This is a genomic window from Rahnella sp. JUb53, assembly GCF_004346065.1.
Taxonomy (GTDB): Bacteria; Pseudomonadota; Gammaproteobacteria; order Enterobacterales; family Enterobacteriaceae; genus Rahnella; species Rahnella variigena.
Window position 1 is genome coordinate 105853 of record NZ_SLYT01000006.1, and the last position, 11970, is coordinate 117822.

Annotated in this window: 8 protein-coding genes; 1 reads left to right on the forward strand and 7 read right to left on the reverse strand. The window is 53.2% G+C overall.

Features of this window, described 5'->3' with window-relative positions; genetic code table 11:
• Positions 1-17: 17 nt before the first annotated feature.
• From EC840_RS15425 to EC840_RS15440, 4 genes are all read right to left on the reverse strand, one after another.
• Entirely contained in the window at positions 18-1442 is a 1425-nt protein-coding gene (locus tag EC840_RS15425; protein ID WP_132965998.1) for a DUF1996 domain-containing protein, read from the reverse strand.
• Between the two features lie 253 nt (positions 1443-1695).
• Positions 1696-4020, reverse strand: coding sequence for an alpha-xylosidase (gene yicI / locus EC840_RS15430; RefSeq protein ID WP_132966000.1), 2325 nt, complete (start codon positions 4018-4020; stop codon positions 1696-1698).
• Between the two features lie 177 nt (positions 4021-4197).
• A complete protein-coding gene (locus EC840_RS15435; protein WP_132966002.1) occupies positions 4198-5565 on the reverse strand; it encodes a glycoside-pentoside-hexuronide family transporter in 1368 nt (455 codons plus the stop codon).
• Positions 5566-5766: 201 nt separating this feature from the next.
• Positions 5767-6840: a sugar ABC transporter substrate-binding protein gene (locus tag EC840_RS15440; protein WP_132966004.1), complete on the reverse strand. Its 1074-nt coding sequence runs from the start codon at positions 6838-6840 to the stop codon at positions 5767-5769.
• A gap of 297 nt (positions 6841-7137) precedes the next feature.
• Between EC840_RS15440 and EC840_RS15445 the strand changes: the two genes are divergently transcribed.
• Positions 7138-8289, forward strand: coding sequence for a PQQ-dependent sugar dehydrogenase (locus EC840_RS15445; RefSeq protein WP_132966006.1), 1152 nt, complete (start codon positions 7138-7140; stop codon positions 8287-8289).
• An 83-nt stretch (positions 8290-8372) separates the two neighbouring features.
• Here EC840_RS15445 and EC840_RS15450 read toward each other — a convergent pair whose 3' ends face one another.
• From EC840_RS15450 to EC840_RS15460, 3 genes are all read right to left on the reverse strand, one after another.
• The gene (locus EC840_RS15450; RefSeq protein WP_132966008.1) at positions 8373-8993 is read right to left on the reverse strand and encodes a glutathione S-transferase family protein; all 621 of its coding nucleotides are present in this window, start codon (positions 8991-8993) and stop codon (positions 8373-8375) included.
• Positions 8994-9139: 146 nt separating this feature from the next.
• Positions 9140-10423: an MFS transporter gene (locus tag EC840_RS15455; RefSeq protein WP_120163057.1), complete on the reverse strand. Its 1284-nt coding sequence runs from the start codon at positions 10421-10423 to the stop codon at positions 9140-9142.
• Positions 10420-11841 (reverse strand): M20 family metallopeptidase, encoded by a 1422-nt coding sequence (locus EC840_RS15460; RefSeq protein WP_132966010.1) that lies wholly within the window; start codon positions 11839-11841, stop codon positions 10420-10422. Before EC840_RS15460 ends, EC840_RS15455 begins: the two co-directional genes overlap by 4 nt.
• Positions 11842-11970 lie beyond the last annotated feature (129 nt).

An 11970-nucleotide genomic window follows, 5' to 3' on the forward strand; every position in this document is an offset into this window, starting at 1 on the left:
GGCAGACCTTCCGCTTTTTAAGGTTCGACGACCTTTTGATAACCGGCAAGCATCAGAACCGGCGGCTTACCGCTTTCTTTTGCTTCGACACTGATGGTGCGGCCGGTCCGTTCGCCGCCTATGTAATACGCCACTTCGGTTTGCCCTGCAGCAATAGCTGCTCGCACGGCTTTATCGACATCGACATAGCGGAATTGCTGAACGTTATCCATATACAAACTGGCATCCGCAGTATATTTGAATGACGGTTTGTTATTCCAGTTCACTGTATTTTCATCCCAGCCATCAGGTGTGGTTGGGTAGAAGAAAATAGTAAAGGCACTGGTATCAGAAATATTTCCATTATAGATGCGGATTTTATATTTAAAGCTTACGCCGGGGTAATCATCCACATTTGGCGGTAAAGCGGGAATTTTGAATTTAATTAATGCCAGCATTTGTTTATGATAATCGCGGCTGGAGTTTCTCCAGTCATCCTGCACTAATAATGTCGGGACGCTGCCATAATTATTTTCGGCATCGGTTTGATTGCTGACATAGGTATCAGCTTCTGCATCGGTATAGCTGTAAGGGATATTCGTCGAGCACTCCATAGAATAATTCATGCAACGGTCAGCCATGAATTTGGTTGCATCTTCTGTCCACCCATTCATGAAATCACCATGTGCGGTGTAAATACTGCCCCAAAGTGGTGTCAGATGACCGTCAATCATCTGAGGATCCAGTGATAACTTGATTTTACTGACATCCAGCGATTGGATCTGAGGAAGAACATACGCAATGTTCATATTCACTGAGGCAATTTTGACCGGATGGTCGGCCGGACATTTCCCTGAATTGTCGCTGTAGACGGCATTTTTTGTGCCCTTGGCTTTCAGGTTGACACCATCCCAGCAGTTAGGAAACATCACGGCAATATTGAACTGCACGGCATCGCCAGCGGAGCGCAGGCCGCAGGTCTGGTCGGCAGTGTGGGTATAACCATTACCATTTGCACATAAGAAATTAACCTGAGGATTCGGCCCCGAGCCCCGGTGATCACCCGCCAGTAACTGCAAACCGTGCGGATAAGCGGTGATAGGGTACTGTGCAACGTTATTTGCCTGATAATAAATTTTGATGTAGGACGGGTTCACCACCTGACCATCAGGTAACATCATGGTCGGCGCCCAATAACCGGTGCTGTCCGCCGCGTTATTACAGGTTGTACCAGAATGCAGGAGAAGGCTTTCTGCCGTAGAGAAGGCATCGGTGGAGCGGTTACCCACAAAATCATGGGACATTGCCATGCCTGGCATTCCGGGCATTAATATGGCGTCATCCGGTTTCATATGACTGAAACTACACACCACGTTAGCCTGTCCGTCAGCAGCCTGAACGGACGGTAGCGATATTCCTGCGCAACAGGCCAGCAGCAAAGAAAAGTAAATAATAAGCTTCATAGAGGTATCCTTTGAAAGGCGCAGATAATATATCTGACGGTGGTGTCATGTTTAAAAATAAAGAGAAAACTCCTGAGTAATAAAGGGGTGAACTTATTATTTTCATTATGTGGCAGACACGCACGTAAAATCAGATGAAATAATAAAACGATGATGTGTTTTATAACGATGAGTACAAATGAGTGATGCTGAAATTGACGGGAATAAAAAACCCGCTACCTGTGGAGGTAGCGGGGCTGGTTAATGATAAATTTTATAACGTAATAACGTACTTTTTGCAGCCCGTCACCGGGGTCAGGACGACGCCCTGCACCTGAGTGGCCGAGGTACCCTGACTGAAACCGCTTATCTGCGCGATATTGCGCAGACAAATTGTCCAGCCAGGCGCGTCACCTTCACAGGTCAGGGTAATGGTGTTGCCGTTGCGCGCTGCGCTGAGGCTGAAGATCTTCTTCCCGTTCAGATCCGTGATAGCACTTTCCGCTACCGCACCGTCTTCCAGTTCAAATAAATGGAATTCGGTTTGCTGACTGTAATCGTAATCCGGTTTCTGGTCGTTACTGCCGAGTGCAAGCAACGTGTTCGGGCGGACATACAGCGGCAGGCTGTCGAAGCCATGCTGCTGACGATGCCAGCGTGAACCTTCTGCGACTTCGTTATTCAGAAGATGCGTCCAGCGACCCTGCGGCAGATAGAAATCGACGTCGCCTTCTTCGCTGAAGACCGGCGCAACCAGCAAATCATCGCCCAACATATACTGGCGGTCGAGATAATCGCAGGCCGGATCTTCCGGGAATTCCAGCATCATGGCGCGCATGACTGGCGTTCCGTGGCTGGCTGCCTGTGAAGACGCAGGATACAGATACGGCATCAGGCGGCATTTAAGTTGCGTGAACTGGCGCACGACATCACAGGCTTCATCGTCATAGACCCACGGCACACGATAGGATTTGCTGCCATGCAGACGGCTGTGACTTGATAGCAGGCCGAAAGCGCACCAGCGTTTGTAAATGTGCGCCGGTGCGGTATTTTCGAATCCACCGATATCGTGGCTCCAGAAACCGAAGCCAGACAATCCGATAGATAACCCACCGCGCAGGCTTTCCGCCATTGATTCGTAGGTAGCGTAACAGTCACCGCCCCAGTGAACCGGGAATTGCTGAGCACCGACCGATGCTGAACGGGCGAACAGCACGGCTTCCGATTCGCCGAGTTTGTCCTGCAATGTTTCGTACACCAGTTTGTTGTATACGAACGCGTAATGGTTGTGCATTTTCTGCGGGTTGCAGCCATCATGCCAGACCACGTCGGTCGGGATGCGCTCGCCGAAATCGGTTTTGAAACAGTCCACACCCATATCCACCAGACGTTTCAGATGTCCTGCATACCATTCGCAGGCCTGTGGATTAGTGAAATCCACAATGCCCATTCCGGCCTGCCATTTGTCCCATTGCCACACGCGACCGTCCGGACGTTTTAGCAGATAACCTTTTTCTTTGCCTTCATGGAACAGCGGTGATTTCTGACCAATATACGGGTTGATCCACACACAGATTTTCAGACCGCGCGCTTTCAGGCGTTGCAACATGCCCTGCGGATCCGGGAAGGTTTGAGGATCCCACTCGAAATCACACCACTGGAAGGCTTTCATCCAGAAGCAGTCGAAGTGGAAAACGTGCAACGGCAGCTGGCGTTCCGCCATACCATCGATAAAGCTGTTCACCGTGGCTTCATCGTAATTAGTGGTGAAAGAGGTCGTCAGCCACAGACCAAATGACCAGGCAGGCGGCAGCGCAGGGCGGCCGGTCAGACGGGTATAGCGGTCGAGCACTTTTTTCGGCGTCGGGCCATCAATGACGAAATATTCCAGATACTCGCCTTCCACGCTGAACTGCACTTTTGAGACTTTCTCCGAGCCCACTTCAAAAGATACACATTCTGGATGATTCACCAGCACGCCATAGCCGCGGTTGGTGAGATAGAACGGAATGTTTTTGTAGGATTGCTCCGTGCTGGTACCGCCATCGCGGTTCCAGGTTTCGACAGTCTGACCGTTTTTAACCAGTGCGGTGAAACGCTCACCGAGACCGTAGACCGTTTCGCCGACGCCGAGATCCAGACGCTCCATCATGTAGGTTTTCTGCGAGTTCGCGTCCTGCACGTAGCCATTAGATTTGGCGACGCTGCCGGTTATCCGGCGACCATTGCGCAGGAAATCCAGCGTCCAGTTATTGCCTTTGGTCACACGCACACAGAGGTCACCGCTGTGCAAAGCAGCGAATTCCTCGTTATCTTCAAATCGCAATTCCGGTGTGTCGGATTGCAGCAGCGGATAGTGCGGGCCTTTATCGGTTTCGCCGTCAAAGTGGGTAATGCGCACACCAATAACACCGGTTTGCGGCGAGAAAAATCGCAGCGTGAACAGCGGTGAATCCAGCTGGCTGGCACGCTCTGACGCATCTTTCGGCGCGGCGTAAACCACCATGTCGTTGCCTGAGCGCTGTACCTCAAACACCTGTAGCGGGTGTGTGAGTGTGAGACCGTCCTGGATCAACCAGTTACCGTCACTGATTTTCATAATGAATTCCTCCTTTAGCCCTTCATCCTTCGCGCTGACTCTGCGTTGGCTGCCTTCGCCAACCCCGGTCACATACCTGTGTATGCTCCCGGGGATTTACTCAGTTGCCGCCTTGATTCAGCACGAATGATTTTGGGCATGTTCAGTTAAATCAATTTCAGTTTTTCAAAAACAAATTCATTTCATAAATTCTTGCTGATTACGGCGGATGCCCTGAGCCACTTCATCGAGAATGCGGCGCAGCAGCGGGGTGCGCAGAATGTAATAGCGTTTGCAGATGATGGCGCTCAGCAGATAGCAGACTGCCGGAACCAGAGTGAATAACGCGATAATGCTTGTCAGGGTGGCCGCATTTTGAGTCGTGGCACCGGACTGATAACCGGAACCTGCCAGCATCCATCCAATCATCGCGCCGGCCAGTGCCAGACCGAGTTTCAGTACAAACAGGGTGCCGGCGAAACTGATACCGGTCAGACGCTTGCCGTCGTTCCATTCGCCGTAATCGACGGTGTCGGACATCATGACCCACTGGATTGGCGTCACGAGCTGGTGCAGAACACCGATGACGAAGATGAAGATAAACATCAGCACGCTGCCGTTCACCGGCAGGAAGAACATGCCGATGCTCAGTACCGCCAGAATGGCGTTGGTCCACCAGAACACGCTGACTTTGCATTTCCAGTCAGTCAGCGGTTTAGCCAGTGCGCTACCGAACAGGTTGCCGACCGAATACACGCCGAGGAACCAGGCGAACAGCACCGGATTGCCGAGAATATAAGTGACGTAATACATCATGGCGCCACCGCGAACCGCGACCGCCATAATATTGAGGATGGTCAGCAGGCCGACAATGCGCCACTGATCGTTGTGCCAGATATCACGCAAATCTTCGCGCATGGTGCCGGTCGGTTTGCCCGGGTCGACACGCTCTTTGGTGGTCGCGAAACAGATCGCCAGCATGACGGCAGCGACAATTGCCAGTACCGCGATCCCGCCCTGATAGCCGAGTGCTTTATCTTCACCACCGATGTAATTCACCAGCGGCATCATCAGCACCGTACTCAGCATCCCGCCGGCGGTGGCCAGCACGAAGCGGTACGATTGCAACGAAATACGCTGTGTCGGGTCAGAGGTGATCACGCCACCCAGCGCACAATAAGGGATATTCACCACGGTATACATCAGCGTCAGCAGCGTATAAGTGATGGCGGCGTAAATCATTTTGCCGGTCATGCTGAGCTCAGGCGTGGTGTAGGTAAAGACGCAGACGATACCGAACGGGATAGCACCGAACAGTACGTAAGGACGGAATTTCCCCCAGCGGGTGCGGGTGCGGTCGGCCAGTAATCCCATGCAGGGATCAGAAATTGCGTCCAGCGCGCGGGCGAGCAGGAACATGGTACCGACATAACCGGCCGGAATGCCGAAGATATCGGTATAAAAGAACATCATGTAAAGCATGACGTTATCGAAAATTATGTGACTGGCCGCATCGCCTAATCCATATCCAATCTTTTCCTTGACCGAAAGGATCTCAGTACTCATTGCTTCAATGTCCGTATGAAATGGGAGAGTAGGAGTTTTAACGTTTACAAGGCGTTGAGGCTATTGAGATTTTTGTTTCTGAAATTATGTTTCTTTATTTCTGTGATCGCGCGGGGCAAACGGGGAAAAGTTGAGCGGAACAAACGGGCGAAGTACTGAACAGCGAAGTAAAACCTCCCGTTTCCGGGAGGTCTGAGGCGGTTACTTTTTGTATTTTGCTTCCAGCGTCGCAAACCACGGCGCAGTGAAATCTTCAGATTTTCCCCAGCCCGGAATGATTTTACTCAGGCCGGTCACGTTGATGCCCTCCGGCTGGCTGAGCAGCAGGGATTGAGGAATGGTTTGTGCCGGGAATTCGTAAGTGGCAGGCGTTTTCTCACCGGCAATTTTCAGGGCCACGATACGCAGGTTCACGGCGCCGATCAGCTGAGTATCGACAGCGGCGGTCATCTGCCATGGGCTGCCTTTTTCGCGCATCAGCTGAAGATCCTGATTCGACACGTCGATGCTGTAGAGTTTGATTTCAGTACGGCCATTCTCTTTCAGGGCCTTATATGCGCCCTGGCTGAAGGCATCCCATGCACCCCAGATCGCATCAATCTGACCTTTCGGGTATTTCGCCAGTATCGCGCCGACTTTGTTCGCCGTATCGCCCTGAACGTCAGATGACACCGCGCCGATAGACTCCAACTGATGAATACCCGGATTCTCTTTCAGAATGGCTTCGTAAGTTTTCTGGCGACGTTCCATTGGCGGGAAACCGGCTACCCACAATTTGACGATATTGGCTTTACCGTTGAAATCTTTCACCAGCTGGCCCACAGACGCTTTTGCCAGCGAAGCATCGTCCTGACGAGTCACCGTGACGCCTGGAATATTCTCCGGCACTTCGGTATCAAAGGCAGACACCGCAATACCGGCAGCGGCGATGCGTTTCACCAGCGCTTCAGAGTAAGGTCCGCGACCTTGCGAAAGGATGATGCCGTCGTATTTCTGGCTAATGGCCTGATTGACGAAATCCTGGAATTTGGCGTCATCGCCGTTGCTCAGGAAGGTATCGACTTTAAACCCAAGCGCACGGCCTTGTTTGATGGCACCGGCCAGAAACTGGGTGGTGTTGTCGTCGGAGCCGAGATTACGGATAACCGCGATGCGGACAGGGCCGTTGTGCTGGGCAATGGTCGCCGGAACGGGCGCTGGCGTTTCACCTGCAGCGAAGGCGGGTACAGCTGAAAACAGGCTCAATGCCAGCAGGGATGCGGATATTTTTCTCATTATACTGTTCTCATTATATTGCTCTTATTATTAAAGAGGTCCGTCGGACGCGGTTTTTCTGGTGTCATTTTTAACTGAGGATGTACAGAAGTCTGTCTGTCCAGACGTCTATTCTGCCGGGGCAGTTTACCGGTATGTTAAGAAAGAGGGAATGCCTTGTTGTTATTATATTTCGGCCAGGCGTTATTCCTGTTGGTTATAGGGAACGAACCGTCGCACAGCAAAATCAGTCACATGGCCTAAACTGAAACTTCACCTCTGAATTTCATTCTTAACAATGCCTCCGGGAGAAGCCTTATGTCCTTTTCTTTCCGCGACACATTATTGCCTGTTTTTACCCTTTTCCTGATATCCGCTCACGCCGGTGCCGCGACGAAGTCACCGGTTCCGCCACCCGCAGCGGGCGCACAAGTGACGGAACTGGCGAATGGCTTAGATCATCCCTGGTCGCTGGCTTTTTTGCCGGATAATCAGGGGGCGCTGATCACCGAACGTAGCGGACAGCTTCGTTTATGGAAGCCGGACGGCGGGCTTTCTTCGCCGCTGAAGGGCGTGCCACGCGTCTGGGGCAGCGGACAGGCCGGTTTGTGGGATGTGCGTTTATCGCCGGATTTTGCCAGCAATCGTCGGGTGTATCTGACTTTCTCGCAGCCGGGTGAAAAGGGCGAACCTCATGCTGCGCTCGGCTACGGCACATTGTCGGCGGATAATAAAACGCTGAGTAATTTTAAAGTGATCTTCATTCAGCAACCGGCCCTGCAAAGCGGTATCAATCTTGGCGGTCGCATGGCGTTTGATGATAAGGGCAATATTTATCTGTCCACCGGCGATAACAATCAGCGCATTAATGCCCAGCATCTGAATCAGCTACAGGGCAAGATTTTGCGCCTCACGCCGGAAGGTGGCATACCGCAGGACAATCCGTTTGTGCACGACAAGAATGCGAAGCCTGAAATCTGGACGTACGGCAACCGCAATCCGCAGGGGCTGGCCATCAATCCGTGGAGCGGAGCGCTGTGGGAAACCGAACACGGGCCGCGCGGTGGCGATGAAGTGAATTTACCGCAGCCGGGGAAAAACTACGGCTGGCCGCTGGCGACGTTTGGGATTAACTATTCCGGTCAGCCGATCCCTGAAGCGAAAGGGACGACGCTGGCGGGCGCGGAAGATCCGATTTACTACTGGGAGGTGTCGCCTGCGCTGAGCGGAATGGCGTTCTATAACGCGCAGACATTCCCGCAGTGGAAAAACTCGCTTTTTGTCGGGGCGCTGGCGGGTGAATCACTGATCCGCCTGACGCTTGACGGCGATAAAGTCACTCATGAGGAACGGCTGCTCAGCGATCGTAAAGAGCGTATCCGTGAGGTGCAGGTCGGCAGCGACGGGTTTGTGTATGTGCTGACGGATGAGAGCGACGGTAAGTTGCTGAAAGTTGCGCCACAAAACTGAAGTTATTTAAAGCAACAGGCGGTGAGAAATGACCGCCTGTTGCAGGTTAAATTGAAGCCAGGATTAACCGACGCGAAGACCGGTCAGCTCAGGGGCAACATCACGCGCTTACAGAAAGCCGGACGCTGCTGAAGTTGCTGATACCAGCGTTCCAGATTCGGATGCGCCTGACGTTCAATATCAAGACGGAACCAGGTATCGGCGTAGCAGGCAACCGGAATATCCCCGATGCCGAACTGCTCACCGGAGAACCATTTTTGCTTCGCCAGCACGGCGTCGGCAATCGCCCAGTATTTTTCAAATGCCGCCATACCCGCCGCGACCACCGACATATCGCGTTCTGCTTCCGGCGTGCGCACCAGCGTCAGGAACACCTGACGAAACGGTACGGTCAGCGAGTTACTGCACCAGTCCAGCCATTTATCCGCTGCTGCCCGTTGTTGCAGATTGTCCGGCCAGAAAGCTTCTTCGCCGGAACGTTCTGCCAGATAGCGCAGAATGGCATTGGATTCCCACAACACGAAATCGTCGTCCTGCAGACAAGGCACCAGCCCGTTCGGGTTTAGCGACAGATAAAGCGGTTCATTGTTTTTGCCATACACGCCGCCGGCATTGATGTGCTGAAAGGTCATATTCAGTTCATCGAGCAGCCACAGTACTTTTTTGACATTGCTTGAATTTTCGCGGCCCCATAGGGTGAGCATCCGGAACTCCTTGTTTTTAATAGGGGAAAACAGAAGGTGTACACCTTTCTGGCTAAGACTATAGGCCACGGTCAGTGATTAAGCGACGTGAAAAAAGTAACACTCAGCAACAGGATCTCCCGCCGCTGAGTGCTGCTGAGGCGAAATCAGCGCTGAGTTTTTTGTGCTTTAAACAGTGACCAGACGCTGAGCAGGGCGACAACCATCAGATAGTAACCCGGTGCCAGACTGCTGCCGGTGGCGGAGATCAGCAGCGTACAGATGAACGGTGCAAAACCACCGAAAACAGTCACCGCAACGTTGTAGCTGATCGCCATGCCGCTGGCGCGGGTGGTTATCGGGAACAAATCCGCCATCATCGAAGGCACGGTAGAGAAATACACCGATTTCAGCAGTGCCAGCCAGCTAATAAGCAGCAGCAATGACATCGCCGACGTGTATTGCAGCATCAGCCAGAACGCCGGATAAATGGTCAGCAGCAACAGAATCAATGAGCCCCACATCAGCGGCAGACGACCAATTTTCTCTGCCCACAGCCCCATAAACGGCGTGACTACCGTCAGAATAATTCCGGCGGCCAGCGTGGCGCTGAATCCGGCGGAAGCAGGCAGATGCAGCGTTTTGGTCGCGTATGTTGGAACATAGTTCAGCATGTAGTTGATGGCGGTAGACACCACCATCAGGCCGATGGCTGTAAAGAACAGACCTTTCTGTGAACGGACGATTTCTTTCAGCGGAGAGGCCGTCTTTTCGGCTTTACTGAAGCTTTCCGATTCTTTGATATGGCGGCGGATATACAACCCGACCGGGCCGATCAGCAGACCGAAAATAAACGGAATACGCCATCCCCAGTCCTGTAACTGCGTTTCGCTCAGGACGGCGGATAACCCCAGCCCGAAAGCCGAGGCCAGCAGCGTGCTGGCACCCTGCGTGGCGAACTGCCAGCTGGCGATAAACGCTTTACGCTCCGGAAAATGTTCGACCAGAAACGCCGTCGAACTGCCGAATTCCCCGCCTGCGGAAAACCCCTGAATCAGCCTGGCGGCCAGTATCAGCAGCGGTGCCGCCATGCCGATAGTGGCGTAAGAAGGCGTGATAACGATAATCAGCCCGCCGATCATCATCAGGCTGATGGACATCAGCAACGAGGCTTTGCGACCGTGTTTATCGGCGTAAGCGCCCAGAACAATGGCACCCAGAGGGCGGATCAAAAATGAAACGCCGAAACTGCCAAATGCCAGCAGCAGGGAGACGGTCGGGTCTGACGTCGGGAAATACGCATGGGCGATATAGCTGGCGAAAAAGCCGTAAATAGCGATATCAAACCATTCCAGTGCGTTACCGATACAGGTCGCGAACAAAGTTTTCATCAGGCTGGGCTTTTCTGCCGTTGAGCCTGCGTGTTGAGATGTGGCGCTTAACTGGCTCATTTTGCACCTCCGGCGTGGGCAAGATGCTGTTCCAGCAGGCGGGGACCGCGCTCACCGAGATCCCACAAAAGATGAGTCATGATAGCCAGCCCCTCGCGGGCCACGGAAATCAGCATATGTTCGTTAACGCCATGCTGGCCGCAGGCCGGATAAGAGTGCGGAACCCAAAGCGTCGGCAAACCGAGAATGTCGGCAAAGACATCATTAGGCAGCGAACCGCCCAGATTTGGCAGCAGTGCCGGTTTTTTGCCGGTTGTCAGCTGCATGATATCCAGCGCCCAGCCGACCAGCGGGTCGGTCGGATCAAATCGTGTCGCCGGTGAGCCGCGTACAAATTCCACATCGACCTGCGGGAAACCGTGAGCATCCAGATGTGCGCGCACGTGCTCTGCCAGATTCTGCCAGTCGGTGCCGACCACAAACCGCAGCTGACAAACTGCTGTAGCATTGCCCGGAATAGCGTTCATCGGGCGCTGCGGATTACCGGTCAGGAACGACAGCACTTCCAGCGTATTCCACGCGTACAAACGCTCGGTTGGCGTCAAACCCGCTTCGCCCCAGTTCGGGTCAGTTTGCGGATCGCTGGCACCACCACCCACATCGACATCACTGAGGATCTCACGGATAGCCTCGCTGACCGCCGGTGGTTTCAGTGCCGCAACCTGCAGCTGACCGTGCTGATTCACCAGCGATGCCAGCGCATTCGCCAGCTGCGTACCCGGATTGGTGAGCAGACCGCCCCAGTTTCCGGAGTGATAGGCATTGTCGCGTGCGTTAATCGTCAGACGGAAATTCACCGCGCCCCGTGAGCCGAGGAATAATGTCGGGCGTTCTGCGCTCAGACGCGGACCGTCCGAGGCCAGAAAAATATCGGCGCTCAGTTCTTCATGATAATCACGGCAAAGTTCAGCCAGCCCCGGAGAGCTGATTTCTTCGCCCATTTCAAACAGCAGTTTGCAGTTGAATCCCAGGCGGCCGCCGCGGGCTTTGAAAATCTGCTCCAGCGCGGCAATGTTGACGCTGTGCTGGCCTTTATTGTCGGCACTGCCGCGTCCGTACCAGCGGTCACCGTCCTCTTTAAGCTCCCACGGCGATAAATCCTGCCGCCAGTTTTCATCGTCGCCAAACACCACATCACCATGGCCGTAACTCAGTACGGTTGGCAGGTTGCTGTCTTCAATGCGCGTGGCAATCAGAAAAGGACGGTGTGAGGCATGAGGATTTTCCACGCTGAGCAGGCTGAAACCCATCGCGGAAAGTGCCGGTTTGATCTCTTCATCGAGATAGCGCGCCAGTTCTGCGTCGCGCTGAATACTCTGGCTTTCAGTCGCAATAGCGACCCTGCGTGCCAGAGTTCGTTTATATTCACCCTGATCGAACCAGGCCAGCGCCTGTTCAACGATATTTTCCGCTGTCATATGAAACCTGCTTGTAATTGTTTTGAGGATTTATTGTTGGTTTTTTTAGCAGTTTCACTCTAAGCGCTGCGCAAGCGTTGCCACAATAATAATAATTGCAACTTAGCGTTGCTTTTATTGTAATGCTCA